An 18,172-nucleotide genomic window follows, 5' to 3' on the forward strand; every position below is an offset into this window, starting at 1 on the left:
GCAGGTCAACCCCTGAGTGCCCCAGCCAAGGAGTTCCGCCGTGTCCCTCCGTCACACCGCGCTCGACGCCCTGCACCGCTCCCTCGGTGCGACCATGACCGACTTCGCCGGCTGGGACATGCCGCTGCGCTACGGCAGCGAGCGCGAGGAGCACATCGCGGTCCGCACCAAGGCCGGCCTGTTCGACCTGTCGCACATGGGCGAGATCACCGTCTCCGGCCCGCAGGCCGGCGAGCTGCTCGACCACGCACTGGTCGGCTTCATCTCGGCGCTCGGCGTGCTGCGCGCCCGCTACACCATGATCTGCCGCGAGGACGGCGGCATCCTCGACGACCTGATCGTCTACCGCACCGCGGAGGACGAGTACATGGTGGTCGCCAACGCCTCCAACGCCCAGGTGGTGCTGGACGCGCTCACCGAGCGCGCGGCCGGCTTCGACGCCGCGGTCCGGGACGACCGGGACGCCTACGCGCTGCTCGCCGTCCAGGGCCCGGAGGCGAACGCCATCCTGGCCTCGCTCACCGACGCCGACCTGCCGGGTCTGAAGTACTACGCGCTGCTGCCCGCCACGGTGGCCGACCGTCAGGTCTGGCTGGCCCGTACCGGTTACACCGGCGAGGACGGCTTCGAGGTCTTCTGCGCCCCCGGCGACGCCGAGCACCTGTGGAACGCGCTGAGCGCGGCCGGTGCCGACAAGGGCCTGGTCCCGTGCGGCCTGTCCTGCCGGGACACCCTGCGCCTGGAGGCGGGCATGCCGCTGTACGGGCACGAGCTCTCCACCGAGCTGACCCCCTTCGACGCCGGGCTCGGCCGGGTGGTCCGCTTCGACAAGACCACGGGCGGCGGCGAGTTCGTCGGCCGCAAGGCGCTGGAGCAGGCCGCCGCCGAGGCCGAGTCCAAGGCGCCGCGCAAGCTGGTCGGCCTGGTCTCCGAGGGCAAGCGGGTGCCGCGCGCCGAGTACTCGGTGGTCGACGCCGAGGGCACCGTGATCGGGCGGATCACCTCCGGCGCCCCCTCCCCCACCCTGGGCAAGCCGATCGCCATCGCGTACGTGGACGTCGCACACGCCGCGCCCGGTACGGCAGTTGCGGTGGACGTCCGCGGCAAGCACGAGCCGGTCGAGGTCGTCGCGCTGCCCTTCTACAAGCGCGCCCGCTGAGCCCACGGCCCGCCCCGGCCGTCTCATAACCCCCGCCTGTCCGGTCCGCTCAGCGGACGGCTTCGCCCTACCCTCTTGCGATCCTGGAGAATGACGCCATGAGCAACCCCACGCACCTGCAGTACAGCAAGGAGCACGAGTGGCTGACCGCCGCCGACGAGGACGGCGTGTCGACCGTCGGCATCACCGAGCACGCGGCCACCGCGCTCGGTGACATCGTGTACGTCCAGCTCCCGAACGTCGGTGACACCGTCACCGCGGGTGAGTCCTGTGGCGAGCTCGAATCCACCAAGTCGGTCAGCGACCTGTTCTCGCCGGCCACCGGTGAGGTCGTGGAGATCAACCAGGCCGTCATCGACGACCCGGCCCTGGTCAACGGCGAGCCCTTCACCGGCGGCTGGCTGTACAAGGTCCGCGTCACCGCGACCGACGAGCTGCTCGACGCCGCCGGGTACGACGCCTTCATCGGCGCCTGACCCTTCCGGCCCCTCGGGGGCGGCGGCCGCAGCGCGGCGGCCGCCCCACGCCTCCTCAGGTCCCCTGCCCCGCCCCACAGGAAGACCCATCTCCATGACGGTTCTGAACCAGTCCCTGCACGCGCTCGACCCCGAGATCGCCGCGGCGGTCGACGCCGAGCTGCACCGTCAGCAGACCACCCTCGAAATGATCGCCTCCGAGAACTTCGCCCCCGTGGCGGTCATGGAGGCCCAGGGCTCGGTGCTGACCAACAAGTACGCCGAGGGCTACCCCGGCAAGCGCTACTACGGCGGCTGCGAGCACGTCGACGTGGTCGAGCAGATCGCCATCGACCGGATCAAGGAGCTGTTCGGCGCCGAGCACGCCAACGTCCAGCCGCACTCGGGCGCGCAGGCCAACGCCGCCGCGATGTTCGCGCTGATCCAGCCGGGTGACACCATCCTGGGCCTGAGCCTGGCCCACGGCGGCCACCTGACCCACGGCATGAAGATCAACTTCTCCGGCAAGCTCTACAACGTGGCCGCGTACCACGTGGACGAGAAGACCGGCCTGGTCGACATGGCCGAGGTCGAGCGCCTGGCCAAGGAGCACCAGCCGAAGCTGATCATCGCCGGCTGGTCCGCCTACCCGCGCCAGCTGGACTTCGCCGAGTTCCGCCGCATCGCGGACGAGGTCGGCGCGCTGCTGATGGTCGACATGGCGCACTTCGCCGGCCTGGTCGCCGCCGGTCTGCACCCGTCCCCGGTCCCGTACGCGGACGTGGTCACCACCACCACCCACAAGACCCTGGGCGGCCCCCGCGGCGGTGTGATCCTCTCCAAGGCCGAGTTCGCCAAGAAGATCAACTCCGCGGTCTTCCCCGGCCAGCAGGGCGGCCCGCTGGAGCACGTGATCGCCGCCAAGGCCGTGGCCTTCAAGGTCGCCGCCTCGGAGGAGTTCAAGGACCGCCAGCGCCGCACCCTGGAGGGGGCCAAGATCCTGGCGGAGCGCCTGCTCCAGGACGACACCGCCGCCGCCGGCGTCTCCGTCCTCTCCGGCGGCACCGACGTCCACCTGGTCCTGGTCGACCTGCGCAACAGCGAGCTGAACGGCCAGGACGCCGAGGACCGGCTGCACGAGGTCGGCATCACCGTCAACCGCAACGCCGTCCCGAACGACCCGCGCCCGCCGATGGTCACCTCCGGCCTGCGCATCGGCACCCCGGCCCTGGCCACCCGCGGCTTCCAGGCCGAGGACTTCCGCGAGGTCGCCGACGTCATCGCCGAGACGCTGCTGCCCTCCTTCGACGAGGAGAAGGCCGCCGCGCTCCGGGCCCGCGTCACCGCGCTGGCCGCGAAGTACCCGCTCTACCCGGAGCTGTAGGCCTCCCCGGGAGCCACCGGCGTCCCGCCCTGGGTGACCGGCCTCACTCCGCCGCCGTCACCTGGAACTCCGGGGCACCGCGCACACTGGACAGTGAGCGCGGTGCCCCGACCCATGTACCGCTAGCAAGTCCTTCCACGAGACCCAGACAAGGACGTCCACCGTGGCCATCAGCGTCTTCGACCTCTTCTCCATCGGCATCGGCCCGTCCAGCTCGCACACGGTCGGCCCGATGCGGGCGGCCCGGATGTTCGCACGCCGCCTGAAGTCGGAGGGACTGCTGGCCCAGACGGCCTCCGTCCGCGCCGAGCTGTTCGGCTCGCTCGGTGCCACCGGCCACGGCCACGGCACCCCCAAGGCCGTGCTGCTCGGCCTGGAGGGCAACTCCCCCCGCACCGTCGACGTCGACAAGGCCGACCTGGACGTGGAGCGGATAAACGCCGAGAAGCGCCTGCTCCTGCTGGGCGACCACGAGATCCCCTTCGACCCCGGCACCCAGCTGATCCTGCACCGCCGCCGGTCCCTGCCCTACCACGCCAACGGCATGACCCTGGCAGCGTACGACGCCGACGGCGTCCCGGTGCTGGAGAAGACCTACTACTCGGTCGGCGGCGGCTTCGTGGTGGACGAGGACGCGATCGGCGCTGACCGGGTCAAGCCGGACGACACCGCGCTGCGCTACCCCTTCCGCACCGGTGAGGAGCTGCTGCGCCTCACCCGGGAGACCGGCCTGTCCATCTCCGGTCTGATGCTGGAGAACGAGAAGGCCTGGCGCAGCGAGGCCGAGATCCGGGCCGGGCTGCTGGAGATCTGGGCCGTGATGAAGGAATGCGTCGCGGCCGGCATGGCCCGCGAGGGCATCCTGCCGGGCGGGCTCAAGGTCCGCCGGCGCGCCGCCGCCGGGGCGCGGGCGCTGCGTGCCGAGGGCATCGGCCCGGCGAACGCGATGGAGTGGGTCACCCTCTACGCGATGGCCGTCAACGAGGAGAACGCCTCCGGCCAGCGGGTGGTCACCGCCCCCACCAACGGCGCGGCGGGCATCATCCCGGCCGTCCTGCACTACTACCTGAACTTCATCCCGGGCGCCGACGACGAGGGCATCGTCCGCTTCCTGCTGGCGGCCGGCGCGATCGGCATGCTCTTCAAGGAGAACGCCTCCATCTCCGGCGCCGAGGTCGGCTGCCAGGGCGAGGTCGGCTCCGCCTGCTCGATGGCGGCCGGCGGCCTGGCCGAGGTCCTCGGCGGCACCCCCGAGCAGGTCGAGAACGCCGCCGAGATCGGCATCGAGCACAACCTGGGCCTCACCTGCGACCCGGTCGGCGGCCTGGTCCAGATCCCCTGCATCGAGCGCAACGGCATGGCCTCGGTCAAGGCCGTCACCGCCGCCCGGATGGCCCTGCGCGGCGACGGCCGCCACCACGTCTCCCTCGACAAGGCGATCAAGACCATGAAGGAGACCGGCGCCGACATGAAGATCAAGTACAAGGAGACCTCGCGCGGCGGCCTCGCGGTCAACGTCATCGAGTGCTGACGCCCCCGCGCTGAGCAAGCCCGAAGTCCCCGGTCCGCGCCCTGCGGGCCGGGGACTTCCGGTCATCGGAGTGCGAAGGTTCTCTGATGCGGCGCCGGATCGGGCTCGCGAGGGGCACGCCCACCCGTTCGATGCGAGCTTGTGGCGGAACGGTCGCCGAGGTGACTTCGGCTGGTCAGCCTGCTGTCGGGCTCTGCGCGACCTGCGCTCGCACGAACCCGTGGCTCCGCTCCACTTTCGCTACATGCAGCGTGTAGCTCTGGTACCACTCGGCTTGCCCGCGCTTCTGCGCCGCGCGGTGCTCGGCGTCGCCCCGCCACTCCGCGAGGGCGTCGGCGTCGCGGAAGTACCCGACGGTGATGGACAGCCCGCCAGGCGTCTGCGCGTGGTCCATCCCCAGGAACCCGGGGACGTCCTTCACCAGGTCTTCCATGCGTGCGTTGGTCTCGCTGTAGCCACTCTGGTCCTGGGTTCGCACCGCGGTGAAGACAGCCACGTAGTAGGGGGGTTCATAGGCCTCGACGGGCGCGACAGGCGCTTCGGAGTGATTGCTCATGGCGCCACCGTAAGGTGGGACGCGCCCAGCGATCCAGCCTTTCCTGAACGGGATGCACAAGGGACCGGGCTCTTGACCAAAGCCGTCCGAGCTCTCCTCCAACTCCCGGAAACGGCCACGAGCCCACCGGCTCACAGAACGGCGCGAGGGACGGGAACGCCGGGGCGGACGTCGGCCGATGCGGCACTAGCAGGACGACGGGTACGTCTTGACGCTGACCGCCCGGCCGGCCGAGCAGCGCCGGATCTCGGCCGCGACCTGCTCGGAGACAGGGACGACCAGCTCGCCCCCGGCCGGCACGACGGCCAGGCTCCCGATCGGGGTGCGGTGGACGACCTGCTGCGAGGCTCCCGCCTTCGGCGAGTCGTAGGCCAGGTGGACGATGCGGCGCGAGACGGGCACCGGATGCGGGTTCCGCAGGACGACCGCCGCGAACGGGGCGAACCTGCTCACCTGCTTGCCGTTCCCGTCGAGCGGTTCCGCTTCGATGTAGCCTGCGGGGCCGGCCGTCCGCATCGCGATGATCTTCTTGACGGTGACCCGGACGTCGGCGACCAGGGCCGCGTCGGGACCGCTGAAGGCCAGCACGTCGAAACCCCTGCCCGAGTGGACCACGAGCCTGCCCTGGTCGCTGCCGAAAGCGGTGGTCACCTGGACCCCGGGCACGGCGCTCCCGTCCTTGCCCAGGGCCGTGAACGCCAGCACGGGGGCCACGTCGCTCGCGTTCGGATTGGTGATGAGAAGCGTCTGATCGATGAAGTTCCGACCGCCGTGCGCCTTGAAGTCGAACGACAGCGGCTTGCCCGCGCGGCGCTGGTTCGCGCGGCGAAGGCGCAGTCCGAAGACGATTCCGATGGTGAGGCCGACGGCCACGGCTATCAGCTGATGAGTTGGCACCCCGGGAGTGTAGGTGCAGGTCACCGGCCGCCCGTCCCTGCCCTTCGACCCGGGGTGGTCTCAGCAGCTGAACCAGCCCGAGGTCACGCGGTTTCGCGGCTCTGGCCGGTGGTCGGATTACCGGTCCGCTACCGGGGCACCTTGTGGGGCATCGGGCTGTGAGTCGCCCGGCGGGAGGCCGAGTTCGAACCAGACGGTCTTGCCGATGCCGCAGTCGCGGGGGTGGGCGCCCCAGGCGTCAGCGAGGGCGGCGACCAGGGCGAGGCCCCGGCCGGACTCGTCGTCGGGTGCCGCCTGGCGTGGCTTCGGCATCTCACTGCTCGCGTCGGAGACCTCGACGCGCAGGCGGTCGGCATACCGGACGCAGCGGGCGGCGATGTGGCGGCCCCGGGGGAGGCGGGCGTGCCAACAGGCGTTGGTCATCAGCTCGCTGAGCAGCAGCACCGCCATCTCGGCCGCCTCGGAGGGGAGTTGCCAGGTCGCCGCCTGGTCGCGCAGCAGGCTGCGGGCGCGGCCCACGCTGCGGAAGTGGCGTGGCAGGCGCCACTCGACCTCCGGGGGCGCGGCGACGGGAACTCTGGGCGGGGCGGGACGCACGGTCATCAAGATCCTTGGGGCTCACGGCTGGCACTGAACGGGCCGTCGGATGTCATCCGGAAGGGGCGGATTCCATCGATCGGCCCTCTTACGATCCCGTCGCGGCCCTACTCTCGGGAGCCACGGCGCGCGTACGGAAGCGGTTGTACTCGTGGCGTGCATAGAGCCGATAGGAGGCGCGAGTTGACGAGCGAGGCATCACCGCCGCCGATGAATTGGCGGTATTGCGGTAGCCAGATCAAGCTCTGGCGTGAGCGGGCGGGGGTGTCCCGCGAGCAACTTTGCGAGGAGGCCGGTTACCAGTACGAGACCATCAAGTCAATGGAACAGGGGCGGCGGCGGCCCACGCCGCAACTGCTTCAGGTGGCGGACGACTTGTGCGGCGCGCGGGGTCTGCTGATCGCCGCAACGGAGTACCTGAAGCCGGAGAAGCTCCCGACTCACGTACAGGACTTCATGGCAGCCGAGGAGGACGCGATCGCTGTGCAAGCGTTCGAGTCCCTACTGATCCCAGGCCTCTTGCAAACAGAGGGCTACGCGAGAGCTCTGCTGGGCGGCCACTGCCCGCCCCCGGACGAGGACATCGTCGAGGAGCGAGTGGCATTCCGGCTCAAGCGGCAGGAGAAACTGACCCGCAGACCGCCAGCCCTCTTCAGCTTCGTGATCTACGAGGCGGCGCTGCAGACCGGCGTAGGTGGGAGAGAAGTAATGAAGCAACAGCTCCAGCACCTTCTAACTGCAGGAGAGTTGCGTAATCTCTCGGTCCAGGTGCTCCCCTCAGGGAGTACTGTTCATGTCGGCCTCACTGGGCCGTTCTACCTGCTCGAAACCTCCACGCATGAGCAGCTCGCCTATGTGGAAGGGCAGCAGACACATGCGATTTACAGTGACCGGAAGAGCGTCAACGCCCTCACCCAGCGCTACGGCATGATCCGCATGCAGGCCATGACCGTTGAGGAATCAGCACGTCTCATCAGCAAACTAGCGGAGCAACTATGAGCACCCCCCTCAAGTGGTTCAAGTCCAGCCACAGCGACGCCCATGGCAACAACTGCATCGAGGTAGCTACCCGCCCCCACACGGTCCACGTCCGCGATTCCAAGGACAAGGACGGCCCGCAGCTGGCCTTCTCCCCCACCGCCTGGGCCGAGTTCGTCGCGTACGCCGCCCGGCAGAGCGTCGAGTAGCCACTCACTCCCCTGCCGAAATTCGCTGGCCAGGGCTCGCCGCCCCCGGCTATAGAACTGCCATGACCTCCTGGCGCCTCGCCCCCGAGTCCTTCGACACCCCAGACGCGACCGCACTTCGCCGCGACTACTACGACGAGGTCGCGAGCCGCTACTGGAAGCGGCCCGCAACCTCCCGGGAGATCGACGAGGGCCTCACCAACGACGGCGTCGAGCTGCTCACCCCGCCCACGGGTCAGTTCGTCGTCGGCCGGTACGGCGGCGAGGCCGCCGCCTGCGGCGGGCTGTTGATGCTGGACGCCGAGCGCGCCGAGCTCACCCGGGTGTACCTGCGCCCCGCCTTCCGTGGCAAGGGGGGCGCGGGCCTGCTGCTGGACCTGCTGGAGAGCGAGGCGCGCCTGCTCGGCGCCTCCCAGATGGTCCTCAACACCCGCCTCGACCTGATCGAGGCCCGCTCGCTGTACGTTCGCCACGGCTACGCCGAGATCCCGGCGTACTGCACTGGTCCGTACGTGCAGATCTGCTACGCCAAGGACCTCAAGCCGGTATCCGTCTCCGCTCCCGGCCACTGAGCAGCTCCGACGCCTGCACCGACACGGTGTCCTAGGCACATCACACAGGCCCTAGAACGGGGGCTCCTGGGTGAACTCGCCCACCCCGGCCCAGGGGTCGTCCTGCTTCCGCAGCTCCGCCACCTCTCGCTCCCTCCGCTCGGCGGCCGCGCGCTCCTCGGCGATCGTGGGGATGGAGGCGAGGGCCTCGGCCGGGCGGCCGTGCCTGATCAGCATGTCGGCCAGGTCGAGGTCGGCCAGGTAGTGGGTGGACGAGCGGAGAAGCGCGAGGGCCTCCTCCAGCCGGCCGTCCAGCTCCAGCAGCCGCGCCAGCGCGGTGTCCCACTCGCCGGGCTCCCGCTCGTTGAGGGCGGTGGCCTCCGAGATGCCCTCCGCGCAGCGGCCCACCTCGCCCAGCAGCCAGAGCCGCAGGTGGAGGACGTCATCCGGGTGCCCCTCGGCGTACGCACCGGTGAGCCCCTCCAGGAGTTCGAGCGCAGGACGGAACGAGATCAAGAGTCACGCTGAGTCAGTACTCCACGGAGGTTGAGCCAGAACCAGGTCTCACCTACGCAGCCAGCCAACGGGCCGTCATGCTGCGCTTGGACACTGCTCCAGCCTTCCGGGGGCCTCCGTGTCGGCGGACTCGGCAGCGCGGCGACGGCGGTAGTAGTGCACGGTGAGGATGCCGAGCAGCGGCCCCCAGGCGGCCAGCGGCCAGTACGCTCCGTAGAAGATGGCTGCCTGCCAGCCATGCACGCCCGAACCGGTATGGACAGCACCGTTGACATTGCGACCGATGCTGATCATGGTCATCGAGTACGGCCAGAGCAGGGTGTTCACCGTTGCACCGAGGCCGGCCGGGATGACCGCGGCAAGGATCGGCACCCGGCGTCCGCCCAGGCCGGGGATCCATCGGGGCCACACCTCACCCCACTCGCTGACCAGGCCGACCGCCAGGAACGCCAGGGTCTCGCTGACCACGCTCAGTGCGATGACGTACCACCACTCACCGCCGAACCATGCCGGCGGCGGGCGGCCGTCGGTCGGGGCCTCCATCAGCGGCAGCCGGAGGTCGACGCTCAGGATTCGCCAGAGACCGGCAGGCAGCGCGGTCAGAGAGGTCGCGTACGCAGCCCACACCGCCCAGCGGGGCACACCCGCCACCACCCGGCCGTGCAACCTTGCGAGGACGGAGCGAGCCGCCATGAGGGAGTCCTCCTGAATCGAGCGCATGATCGGTGCGGACGGCCGGCTTCGTCCACCGGCCCGAGCCAAAGATCGCAGGGAGCCCTCGGACGACACATCCACCCCGGGCACGGGAACGGCTCACCCTCGCGGGGGAGGCTGGCCCTTGAGGAGCGCGAGGAGCTCACCCGGGTGGCCCCGAAGCCCGGCCCCCGAAGCACGAGAGTCCAGCGCCGAGACCCGAGCGCTTTCTTTTCCAGGAGGGTGGTGGGTTGGAAACCACCCTCCCACCCAAGCGCCGTACATACCCGCATATATGACTTACCGTCACCGTTCGCCACGCAGCGGAGTCTCGGTGTAGCGTGCGCAGCAACAGAACGGCCCCCGCCGGTGCTTGCGACACCGGACGAGGGCCTGACCAGTTCGATCGAATAGAGCGATCTCGTGGCTGCTGCCAACCTTAGCGCTCCCATGCCCCCGCACGCGGTCAAGATGGCCCCTCCGGGCTACGGAAAGCACTCCGCGCCGGATCAACTTCCCCAAGGCGAACGCGACTTCGAACACCTTCCCGCACGCGAGGCGATCATCGCGGCGCTCATCGACAAGCTGCCCGACGGCGCCGCCATCGACGCCAAAACTCTCGCCGGCTCGCAACCGCTCTACGGCCAGCAGGCCATCCTGTCGGCACTGAGGAACCTCTCGGCAACCGGACATCTGTATCGGGTCAGGGACAACGCGGGCGTCGGCCAGGTCCGTTGGGTGCAGCGGACGTACTTCTCCCGTACGGCCCGCGGCAAGGGCTGGTGGGCGGACTTCCTGGCGACCAGGCGCATCGGCAGCGCCCAGTCCGAACCAACTCCGGCCCCACCGAAGGGCATTCACCCGAAAGAGCGAGGCGCCAGGCGCCCGAAGCCACACCGCCCGTCCCACCCGAGCAGCCCGCCCGGCCCAGGACCGAGCCGACGCCCCGGTCAACGGTCCACCCCGCGACGCATCCAGCAGTCGGTACCCGCCACTTTCTCCCAGCCCGCCGGTCCGTCCTCCTCCCAACTGGCAGCCTCCTCCCGGCCCGCCCGCTCGGCCGACCCCGCCCGTCCAACCGAGGCCGCCCGTCCGGCCAGGCCCGCCCGCTCCGAGGCGTTCGAGGCGCTGGCCTCGCTCGGCCGCGCCGACACCCGGCTGCTGCTCTCGGCCGCCGAGTGCGCCGCGCTGGAGGGCCTGGCCGCCGAGTGGCTGGCGTGCGGGGTGGACCGGCGCCAGTTCACGGCCGTCCTCACCGCCGGGCTGCCCGAAACCGTCCACTGCGCGGGCGCGTTCGTCCGCAAGCGGCTCATCGCCAAGATGCCGCCCGCACCCGTCCAGACCGGAGGGAACACCTTGAACGGGCAGCCCGAACCCGTAATCATCCGGATCATGGAGTGCTTCGTCTGCGGCGTACCCGGCCGCCCGGAGCACCTGTCGGGAGGTCTGTGCCACGACTGCTGGAAAGAGGCCCCGTCCGGCGAGCCCGACACCTTCCTCAGCGCTCAGACCCTCGGCAACAGAATCCACAGGATGCCCGTCAGCCCCGAGCCCTTCATCCCCGAGCCCCTCAGCCCCGAGGCGGTCCACGCCCACGCCGAGCGGATCCGGACAGCGGTGCGCCTGGCACGTTCGACACGCGGCCGGGACACTCCGGCGGCGGACCGCTGAGGCCCCGGCCGAAGGGCCGCTGCGGCGCCCCCGGTTCCCGCGCCCGTCCCGCGCTCGCGCTCGCGCTCGCCGGGGACGACGCCGTCCGGCGAGCTGACCCTTGGAGCGCCACCACCGCGCGGTCCGGTCGCCGCAGCCGCAGACTGCTGAGGTAGCCCCGTAGAGAGGCCCCGCGGTGTCCCAGACTCTCGTGCTCGCCGAAGACGACGCCGTCGAGCTGCTCGCGTACCTGGTGACGGCCGCCCGTACCCAGCTGGACGAGGCGGCCGAGTACGCCCCGCTGCGGCTGCTCACGGCGGCGGGCCGACTGGCAGAAATGATCACCCCTCAGGCCGGCGCCGGGCTGCGGCCGTTGCTGCTGGAGGTCCGGCAGGGGTGCGTGGAGACGGCCGTCGGCGCGGGCGATCCTGCGGGGTACACCGAGCGACTGGACGCCCTGTGTCGGGCGGTGGCCGCCCATCTGGTGGCCACCCTGGACCTGAACGGGGACACCCGGTGAACGAGGTGCTCCAGGCCATCCGCAGCCGCCGTGCGGTGCGCGCCATGACGGCGGAGCCCGTCGAGCCGGAGCAACTGCGCACGGTGCTCGACAGCGCGCGCTTCGCGCCGCACGCCGGGAACCGCCGCCTGCACCGCTACGTCGCCGTCACCCACCCGCCGCTGCTGCGCGCGCTGCGGCTGGTCTCACCGGGAATGCTGCAGCACCCGGCCGCCGCGATCGTGGTCTGCGTCGACTGGGCCCGGGCCAGGAGTTACGGCTTCCCTGCGACCGCCCGGGGCCCGCACGTGGACGTGGGCACCGCTGCCGCGACCATGCTGCTGGCGGCGCACGGTATCGGCCTGGGCGCCGGGCCGGTCACCTCGTTCAGCCGGGCGGCGGTGGCCACGCTGCTGGCCCTCCCGGAGGAGGTGGTGCCCGAGCTGATCGTCTGCCTCGGCCACCCGGCCGCCGAGCAACCATCCGGGATGCGCCGCCGGGGCGGTCCCACCTGGGACGACCTCGTCCAGTGGAACCGGGGCGGAGCCGGCGGTCAGAGCTGAACCCACGGCCGAACCCGCGGCTGGACCCACGGCACGATCACTCGACCGCTTTCTGCGGGAGGCATGCCATTAAAGATCATTAATGAATATTCACAGGCATCAGCGTGAATTTATGCGCATACCAAAGGTTCAATAGATCGCAAACCTTTCAATCGAATTTGCTCCCGTACTGAGACCATGCGATAGTCGGACATGTCCGGACGCATGCGCGTCCGTCGACAACTCACGGCCTTCCAGTTGACCCGGTTCGGCCGTCATCCACCGCGCGGCACGCACCCCCTTGGCCGCCGCGGTGACCATGCAGGGGCCCCGACGACCGCACATCAGCGGGGCGGGGCCCCGCATCGTCTTCCGAGGCCTGCGGCCGGGCCTCAGGCCGGCCGCTCGCGGATCTTCAGTTCGAGCCAGACGCCCTTGCCGCGCGGCAGCAAGTCCGCCCCCCAGCGCTCGGAGAGCGCGTCCACCAGCTTGATCCCGTGGCCGTGCTCGCTGCCGCCCGGCTCGGCCAGGACCAGGCAGGGCAGCGCCCGCGAGGAGTCGCGCACCTCCATCCGCAGCCAGCCCGGCCGCCGGCTGAGCCGGACGCTGACCGTCCGCCCGCCGGTGTGCCGGACCGCGTTGGCCATCAGCTCACCGGCGAGCAGTTCGCCGACCTCCAGCAGCTGCGGCAGCTGCCAGCCCTCCAGCACCGCGACGACGGCCCGTCTGACCACCCGGACGAGCTCCGGTCTGGACGGCAGGAAGACCTCCTGCTCACCCGCGACCAGCTCGCAGAGCCGGCTGAAGCACTCCTCCTCGAGCTGTCGAGGAGTGAGCAGCATCAGTGTCTCCGGGGCCGAGGACCGGTCGGCCGACCGGCCATCAGCAGCCAGGTCCGCTCCCGGATGTGATGCCCGTTCCGCTTCGCCCCATCCCGCCATGCGCCAATCATTGCGGACTGCAAGCGGCCGCGTACGGACAATGACGAAACGATCACTATTCATTTGGCATATGCCAGGTGCAAGTCAGCTTTGGCTAGGCCGAGTTGAGCCGGTGCCTACCACTTGCTCCAGCCGAGGTTCCAGCCGCTCAGGCCGTTGTCCGGAGCCACCTTGCCGCCGTCCGAGTTGACCACCGTGACCGGGTCGCCGACCAGCGAGGAGCGGAAGAACCTCCCTGCGTTCGAGCTGTTGCTGCCGTGCTCGACGTCCTGCACCCCGATGCAGCCGTGGCTGACGTTGCTCCGACCCATCGAGTCCACGGCCCAGTAGTTGCCGTGCACATAGGTGCCGGAGTCGGTGAGCCGCAGCGCGTGCGGGACGTCCTTCACGTCGTACTGCTCGTTCTTGGGAGCGCCGGGCGCGGACTTCATCTCGACGTGCTCGTCCTTCTCGGAGATCACCATGATCCCGTTCCAGGAGTCGTAGCCCGGCTTGCCCGCGGTGATCGGGTAGCTGCTCACCCTCTTGCCGCCGCGGGCCGTGGTCATGGTGTGCTTGGCCGCGTCGACCGTGGTGCGCTGGTCGCGGCCGATGGTGAAGGTCTGGTCGCTGTCCACCCCTCCGTAGACGCCGGGCGAGACCTGGACGTTGTTCAGCCGGTAGTGCACGGTCACCTTGGTACCCGGCTTCCAGAACTTCTCCGGGCGGAAGTCCACCCGGTAGCTGCCGAACCAGTGGCCCTTGACCTTGCTGCCGTCGGAGGTGGTGAAGCTGATGGCCTTGTCGACGGCCGCCTTGTTCCGCACCGCCTTCCGGAAGTTGAGCGAGACGATCATCCCGACGCCGTACGTGCTGCCGGTGGTGACGTTGTCGTACGGCCCTGCGCTCTGCCGCTCGGCCGCGGCCGGCTGGGCCGCGAACGCGCTGCCCGCGCCGGCCGTCAGACCGCCGACCGCGGTGGTCAGCACCAGTGCGGTGACTGCCACCCTTCGGGGCATCAACCTCATGTACCCGCCCTCCCCTACGAGTTCGAACCGGCCGCAGCCGGTTTACCAGTTCTTCCAGTCCGTGTTCCAGCCGCTGAGGCCGTTGTCCGCGGCCACTTCGGCACCCTTGGAGTTCACCACGGTGACCGGGTCGCCGACCAGAGCGGAGCGGAAGTACTTGCCGGCGTCGGAGCCGTCGCTGCCGTACCGGGCGTCCTGCAGACCGATGCAGCCGTGGCTCGCGTTGTAGGAGCCCATCGCGCCCACCGCCCAGGAGTTGCCGTGCACATAGGTGCCCGAGTCGGTGAGCCGCATCGCGTGCGGCACGTCGGAGAGGTCGTAGGACTCCGCCGCGGAGACGTTGCTGAGGCCCTGCGAACTCATCCTGGTGCGCTCGGCCTTCTCCTCGATGACCATCGTGCCGTTCCAGGAGTCGAAGCCCGGCTTGCCCGCGGTGATCGGGATGGTGTCGACGGTCTGGCCGTCGCGGACCACCGTCATGGTGTCCTTGCGGGCGTCGACCGTGGTCTGCTGGTCCCGGCCGATGGTGAAGGTCTGGTCGCTGTCCACCCCGCCGTAGACGTCCGGCGAGACCTCGACGCTCTTCAGTCGGTAGTGCACCGTCACCTTGGTGCCCGGCTTCCAGAACTTCTCCGGCCGGAAGTCCACCCGGTCGTCGCCGAACCAGTGGCCCTTGACCACGCTGCCGTCCGATGCCTCGATGCTGATGCCCTTCAGGGCGGCGTCCCTGTCCTTCACCGCCTTCTTGAAGTTGAGCGAGACGATCATCCCGACGCCGTACGTGCTGCCGTCGTCGATGTTGTCGTGCGGGCCCGCGTCCTTCTCGGGGGTGAGGGTGCCGAAGGTGCTTTCCGCCTGGGTGGCGATGCCGTTGGCGTCACTGGCCAGCGCCGTCACCTTGTACTGGGAGGAGACCGCGAGGCCCGCCTTGGGCACCCAGCTGGCCCCGTCCGCGGATATCGCCCCGTCGACCGCCTTGCCGTCCTTGTCGGTCACCGTGACCTTGGACAGCTTGCCGCTCGCCACCGACACCTTGAGCGCACCCGACGGCTTCACGTCGGTGGCACCGGCCTTGGGCTCGATGTCGATCCGCGCCGCCGACACCGTCGGCTTGGGCGAGGCCGCCATCTTGGCGGCGGCCTGGTCGGAGCCGCCGCCACCCCCCGCGCTGCAGGCCGCGGTGGCCAGCACCAGTGCCCCCGTGGTGAGTCCGCCCCGGATCCGCCTCATCTGCTCTGTCCCCCTGTGAGTTGTGCTGCGCTGGGACCGGCCGGCGACAGGGCCCGCGGCGTCGCGCTCCCTGTCGCCGGCCGGTCCGAGATCCCGACGGCGCGATCGGCCTACCAGTTCTTCCAGTCGATGTTCCAGCCGCTCAGCCCGTTGTCGGGGCTGACGTCGTTGCCGACCGAGTTCTTGACGGTCACCACGTCGCCGATGATCGAGTCGGCGTAGAACTTGCCCGCCGGAGTGTCGTCGCCGCCCGCGTCACCGGGCGCGTCCCGCAGACCGACGCAGCCGTGGCTGACGTTCTCGTGGCCGAAGACGCTCGAGTCCGACCAGTTGTTGCCGTGCACATAGGTGCCCGAGTCGGTCAGCCGCAGCGAGTGCGGGACGGGGTGCTTGTACGGCGCGCCCTGCAGGCCCGGCACGGTGGAGGAGTCCATGATGGCCGAGCCCTCACGGGCCTCGATCACCATCGTGCCGTTGTAGGCCCGCCAGGACTCCGGCTCGGAGGCGCCGGTGCTGATCGGGATGGTCTGGACCACCTGGCCGTCCTTCTCGACGGTCATCTGGTGGGTCGAGGCGTCGACCGTGCTCTCCTTGTCACGGCCGATGGTGAACGACTCGTCGAGGTCGCGCGCGCCGTAGACGTCGGGCGCCACCTCAACGCTCTTCAGGTGGTAGTGCACCGTCACCTTGGTACCCGACTTCCAGAACTTCTCCGGCCGGAAGTCGATGCGCTGGTTGCCGAACCAGTGCCCCTTCACCACGCTGCCGTCGGTGGCCTCGAACGTGATGTTCTTGACCACGTCGTCCTTGTTCTTGACCGGCTTCTTGAACTCCAGCCGGACGATCATGCCGACACCGTAGGTGCCGTCCTTCGCCAGGTTGTCGCTGAAGTTGATGGTGTTCTCCGGGGTGAGCGTGCTGAAGCTGCTCTCGGCAGTGGCCACCACACCCTTGTCGTCAGCGGCCTGGGCGCTGACCTTGTACTGCGAGCCGACCGCGAGGCCCGCCTTGGGCACCCAGCTGGCCCCGTCCGCGGATATCGCCCCGTCGACCGCCTTGCCGTCCTTGTCGGTCACCGTGACCTTGGACAGCTTGCCGCTCGCCACCGAGACCTTCAGCCCGTCCGACGGCTTCACGTCGGTGGCACCGTTCTTCGGTGTGATCGCGATCTGCGCCGCCGACGCCGCCGCCTTCGACTCGGCCGTCTTGCCGCCGTCCGATGAGCCACCGCCGCCGCCGCTGCTGCAAGCCGTGGTCAGCGCCAGCGCGCCCCCGAGCAACCCGGCCACCAGGGCCCTGCGCACCGACTTCACTTTCGTCCCCTCATCACTGAATCCCAGCGGTATACACGCCGCATCCGCCCGATAAGTTGCGCCCGACACCGAGGATCGAGTCACGAAGGCACCACATTGGTCCGGCCACCCGATTCGGCGGCCGGACCCGTGCTGTCCGAAACGGCCTACCAGTTGGCCCAGTTCAGGTTCCAGCCGCTCAGACCGTTGTCCGGCTGGACCGTCTTGCCCTTGGAGTTGACCACCTTCACCACGTCGCCGACGATCGAGTCCGCGAAGAACCTCCCGGCGCTCGACGAGTCGTCACCGCCCTTGGCGTCCTGCAGACCGATGCAGCCGTGGCTGGCGTTGGCCTTGCCGAACGCGCTGCCCCAGTAGTTGCCGTGCACATAGGTGCCCGACGCGGTGAGCCGCATCGCGTGCGGCACGTCCGAGATGTCGTACTCGGAGCCCTTCACGTTGGAGACGGTGGCCGAGTTCATCCGGGTCACCTTCTCCTTGCTGGAGATGACCATGACGCCGTTCCAGGACGGGTTGTCGTCGTTGCCCGCCGTGATCGGGATGGTCTTGGTGCTGCCGCCCTGCTGGACCGTCATCTGGTGGGTGGCCGCGTCGACGGTGCTGGTCCGCTCCCGGCCGATCTTGAACGGCTCGTCCTTGTCCACGTCGCCGTAGACGCCGGGCGAGACCTCGACGCTCTTCAGCCGGTAGTGGATGGTCACCTTGGTGTCGGGCTTCCAGTACTTCTCCGGCCGGAAGTCCACCCGCCGGTCGCCGAACCAGTGGCCCTTCACCACGCTGCCGTCGCTGGCCTCGAAGGTGATGCCCTTGAGCACGTCGTCCTTGTTCTTGACCGCCTTGGTGAAGTTCACCGAGACGATCATGCCGACGCCGTAGGTGCCGTTGTCCGCGATGTTGTCGGTGGCGGCGGCGGTCTTCGCCGGCGAGAGCGTGGTGAAGCTACTGGTCGCCGCGGAGACCAGCCCCGCCGAGTCCTTGGCCTGGGCGTTCACGGTGTAGGCGGTGCCGACCGCGAGCGCGGCGTCGGGCTTCCAGCTCTGGCCGTCGGAGGAGACCTTGCCGGTCACCGGCTTGCCGTCCTTGTCGGCCATCGTGACGCCGGTCAGCGTGCCACTGGCCACGGTGACCTGGAAGCCGGCCGGGGCCACGTCGCCCGCGCCGTCCTTGGCCGAGACCGTCACCACGGCCGCCGAGGTCTTCGGCGCCGCCGAGGCCGAACCTCCGGCGGCGTCGTCCCCGGAGGACGAACCGTCGGAGTTGCAGGCCGCGGTGAGCAGCAGCACACCGCCCATCAGCAGCGCGGCGCCGGCCCGCCGGCCCGCCCCGCGGACACCGCCGCGCCGAGCCGGGCCGTGGGTCATCGCCATCGCGGCGCCGACCGCCTGATTGGGCTTCACTGCTGCTTTCCTCCCGGTATCCACACCGAATACACGCGTGACGCCCCCGGAAAAGTTGCACCGGGCC

Annotated in this window: 20 protein-coding genes; 10 read left to right on the forward strand and 10 right to left on the reverse strand. The window is 69.9% G+C overall.

All coding sequences use genetic code 11. The features are described 5' to 3' along the window. Window positions 1–40: 40 nt before the first annotated feature. From gcvT to ACWDAK_RS25090, 4 genes are all read left to right on the forward strand, one after another. The gene (gene gcvT / locus ACWDAK_RS25075; protein ID WP_344640121.1) at window positions 41–1,159 is read left to right on the forward strand and encodes a glycine cleavage system aminomethyltransferase GcvT; all 1,119 of its coding nucleotides are present in this window, start codon (window positions 41–43) and stop codon (window positions 1,157–1,159) included. A 98-nt stretch (window positions 1,160–1,257) separates the two neighbouring features. Further along, window positions 1,258–1,635 carry a glycine cleavage system protein GcvH gene (gcvH, locus tag ACWDAK_RS25080; RefSeq protein ID WP_344640120.1) on the forward strand — a complete coding sequence of 126 codons (378 nt, stop codon included), beginning with the start codon at window positions 1,258–1,260 and terminating at the stop codon, window positions 1,633–1,635. A 94-nt stretch (window positions 1,636–1,729) separates the two neighbouring features. Then, window positions 1,730–2,998: a serine hydroxymethyltransferase gene (gene glyA, locus ACWDAK_RS25085; RefSeq protein WP_344640119.1), complete on the forward strand. Its 1,269-nt coding sequence runs from the start codon at window positions 1,730–1,732 to the stop codon at window positions 2,996–2,998. Window positions 2,999–3,161: 163 nt separating this feature from the next. Continuing rightward, window positions 3,162–4,529, forward strand: coding sequence for an L-serine ammonia-lyase (locus ACWDAK_RS25090; protein WP_344640118.1), 1,368 nt, complete (start codon window positions 3,162–3,164; stop codon window positions 4,527–4,529). 175 nt (window positions 4,530–4,704) lie between these two features. Here ACWDAK_RS25090 and ACWDAK_RS25095 read toward each other — a convergent pair whose 3' ends face one another. The 3 genes from ACWDAK_RS25095 to ACWDAK_RS25105 all read right to left on the reverse strand — a co-directional run bounded on the left by ACWDAK_RS25095 (window position 4,705) and on the right by ACWDAK_RS25105 (window position 6,585). Continuing rightward, window positions 4,705–5,085 (reverse strand): antibiotic biosynthesis monooxygenase family protein, encoded by a 381-nt coding sequence (locus ACWDAK_RS25095; RefSeq protein WP_344640117.1) that lies wholly within the window; start codon window positions 5,083–5,085, stop codon window positions 4,705–4,707. Window positions 5,086–5,271: 186 nt separating this feature from the next. After that, window positions 5,272–5,982, reverse strand: a complete 711-nt coding sequence (locus ACWDAK_RS25100; RefSeq protein WP_427394924.1) for a hypothetical protein — start codon at window positions 5,980–5,982, stop codon at window positions 5,272–5,274. Window positions 5,983–6,099: 117 nt separating this feature from the next. Continuing rightward, window positions 6,100–6,585 carry an ATP-binding protein gene (locus tag ACWDAK_RS25105; protein WP_427394925.1) on the reverse strand — a complete coding sequence of 162 codons (486 nt, stop codon included), beginning with the start codon at window positions 6,583–6,585 and terminating at the stop codon, window positions 6,100–6,102. A gap of 177 nt (window positions 6,586–6,762) precedes the next feature. Here ACWDAK_RS25105 and ACWDAK_RS25110 point away from each other — a divergent pair, with 177 nt between their 5' ends. The 3 genes from ACWDAK_RS25110 (at window position 6,763) to ACWDAK_RS25120 (ending at window position 8,338) form a co-directional block, all read left to right on the forward strand. Continuing rightward, window positions 6,763–7,578 (forward strand): helix-turn-helix domain-containing protein, encoded by an 816-nt coding sequence (locus tag ACWDAK_RS25110; protein ID WP_344640114.1) that lies wholly within the window; start codon window positions 6,763–6,765, stop codon window positions 7,576–7,578. Further along, the gene (locus ACWDAK_RS25115; protein WP_427394926.1) at window positions 7,575–7,766 is read left to right on the forward strand and encodes a DUF397 domain-containing protein; all 192 of its coding nucleotides are present in this window, start codon (window positions 7,575–7,577) and stop codon (window positions 7,764–7,766) included. Before ACWDAK_RS25110 ends, ACWDAK_RS25115 begins: the two co-directional genes overlap by 4 nt. A gap of 62 nt (window positions 7,767–7,828) precedes the next feature. Continuing rightward, window positions 7,829–8,338, forward strand: coding sequence for a GNAT family N-acetyltransferase (locus tag ACWDAK_RS25120; RefSeq protein ID WP_427394927.1), 510 nt, complete (start codon window positions 7,829–7,831; stop codon window positions 8,336–8,338). Between the two features lie 51 nt (window positions 8,339–8,389). On the opposite strand, the gene ACWDAK_RS25125 is transcribed toward ACWDAK_RS25120, so the two are convergent. Further along, a complete protein-coding gene (locus ACWDAK_RS25125) occupies window positions 8,390–8,833 on the reverse strand; it encodes a hypothetical protein (protein WP_344640111.1) in 444 nt (147 codons plus the stop codon). 75 nt (window positions 8,834–8,908) lie between these two features. Beyond that, window positions 8,909–9,526 carry a hypothetical protein gene (locus ACWDAK_RS25130; RefSeq protein ID WP_344640110.1) on the reverse strand — a complete coding sequence of 206 codons (618 nt, stop codon included), beginning with the start codon at window positions 9,524–9,526 and terminating at the stop codon, window positions 8,909–8,911. A 450-nt stretch (window positions 9,527–9,976) separates the two neighbouring features. Here ACWDAK_RS25130 and ACWDAK_RS25135 point away from each other — a divergent pair, with 450 nt between their 5' ends. The 3 genes from ACWDAK_RS25135 (at window position 9,977) to ACWDAK_RS25145 (ending at window position 12,238) form a co-directional block, all read left to right on the forward strand. Then, on the forward strand, window positions 9,977–11,197 hold the full coding sequence (locus ACWDAK_RS25135; protein ID WP_427394928.1) for a MarR family transcriptional regulator: 1,221 nt from the start codon (window positions 9,977–9,979) through the stop codon (window positions 11,195–11,197). A 175-nt stretch (window positions 11,198–11,372) separates the two neighbouring features. Next, window positions 11,373–11,696 carry a DUF6092 family protein gene (locus tag ACWDAK_RS25140; protein WP_344640108.1) on the forward strand — a complete coding sequence of 108 codons (324 nt, stop codon included), beginning with the start codon at window positions 11,373–11,375 and terminating at the stop codon, window positions 11,694–11,696. After that, window positions 11,693–12,238: a nitroreductase family protein gene (locus tag ACWDAK_RS25145; protein ID WP_427394929.1), complete on the forward strand. Its 546-nt coding sequence runs from the start codon at window positions 11,693–11,695 to the stop codon at window positions 12,236–12,238. The genes ACWDAK_RS25140 and ACWDAK_RS25145 overlap by 4 nt, the downstream gene beginning before the upstream one ends. Before the next feature lie 371 nt (window positions 12,239–12,609). Here the strand turns inward: ACWDAK_RS25145 and ACWDAK_RS25150 are convergent, their stop codons facing one another. The 5 genes from ACWDAK_RS25150 to ACWDAK_RS25170 all read right to left on the reverse strand — a co-directional run bounded on the left by ACWDAK_RS25150 (window position 12,610) and on the right by ACWDAK_RS25170 (window position 18,105). Then, window positions 12,610–13,059, reverse strand: a complete 450-nt coding sequence (locus ACWDAK_RS25150) for an ATP-binding protein (RefSeq protein WP_344640106.1) — start codon at window positions 13,057–13,059, stop codon at window positions 12,610–12,612. A gap of 215 nt (window positions 13,060–13,274) precedes the next feature. After that, window positions 13,275–14,144, reverse strand: coding sequence for a L,D-transpeptidase (locus tag ACWDAK_RS25155; RefSeq protein ID WP_427394930.1), 870 nt, complete (start codon window positions 14,142–14,144; stop codon window positions 13,275–13,277). A gap of 63 nt (window positions 14,145–14,207) precedes the next feature. Further along, on the reverse strand, window positions 14,208–15,395 hold the full coding sequence (locus ACWDAK_RS25160; RefSeq protein WP_427394931.1) for a L,D-transpeptidase: 1,188 nt from the start codon (window positions 15,393–15,395) through the stop codon (window positions 14,208–14,210). 110 nt (window positions 15,396–15,505) lie between these two features. Continuing rightward, window positions 15,506–16,699, reverse strand: a complete 1,194-nt coding sequence (locus ACWDAK_RS25165) for a L,D-transpeptidase (protein ID WP_344640103.1) — start codon at window positions 16,697–16,699, stop codon at window positions 15,506–15,508. Between the two features lie 155 nt (window positions 16,700–16,854). Then, window positions 16,855–18,105: a L,D-transpeptidase gene (locus ACWDAK_RS25170; RefSeq protein ID WP_344640102.1), complete on the reverse strand. Its 1,251-nt coding sequence runs from the start codon at window positions 18,103–18,105 to the stop codon at window positions 16,855–16,857. Between the last annotated feature and the right edge of the window lie 67 nt (window positions 18,106–18,172).

It is taken from the genome of Kitasatospora sp. NPDC001175 (assembly GCF_053598215.1).

What these genes read in the sequence shown, in the direction of transcription:
- ACWDAK_RS25120 (WP_427394927.1), top strand. Translation starts at nt 7,829, where the DNA reads ATGACCTCCTGGCGCCTCGCCCCCGAGTCCTTCGACACCCCAGACGCG.
- ACWDAK_RS25135 (WP_427394928.1), top strand. Translation starts at nt 9,977, where the DNA reads ATGCCCCCGCACGCGGTCAAGATGGCCCCTCCGGGCTACGGAAAGCAC.
- ACWDAK_RS25130 (WP_344640110.1), bottom strand. Translation starts at nt 9,526, where the DNA reads ATGGCGGCTCGCTCCGTCCTCGCAAGGTTGCACGGCCGGGTGGTGGCG.
- ACWDAK_RS25150 (WP_344640106.1), bottom strand. Translation starts at nt 13,059, where the DNA reads ATGCTGCTCACTCCTCGACAGCTCGAGGAGGAGTGCTTCAGCCGGCTC.
- gcvH (WP_344640120.1), top strand. Translation starts at nt 1,258, where the DNA reads ATGAGCAACCCCACGCACCTGCAGTACAGCAAGGAGCACGAGTGGCTG.
- ACWDAK_RS25105 (WP_427394925.1), bottom strand. Translation starts at nt 6,585, where the DNA reads ATGACCGTGCGTCCCGCCCCGCCCAGAGTTCCCGTCGCCGCGCCCCCG.
- glyA (WP_344640119.1), top strand. Translation starts at nt 1,730, where the DNA reads ATGACGGTTCTGAACCAGTCCCTGCACGCGCTCGACCCCGAGATCGCC.
- ACWDAK_RS25160 (WP_427394931.1), bottom strand. Translation starts at nt 15,395, where the DNA reads ATGAGGCGGATCCGGGGCGGACTCACCACGGGGGCACTGGTGCTGGCC.
- ACWDAK_RS25115 (WP_427394926.1), top strand. Translation starts at nt 7,575, where the DNA reads ATGAGCACCCCCCTCAAGTGGTTCAAGTCCAGCCACAGCGACGCCCAT.
- ACWDAK_RS25095 (WP_344640117.1), bottom strand. Translation starts at nt 5,085, where the DNA reads ATGAGCAATCACTCCGAAGCGCCTGTCGCGCCCGTCGAGGCCTATGAA.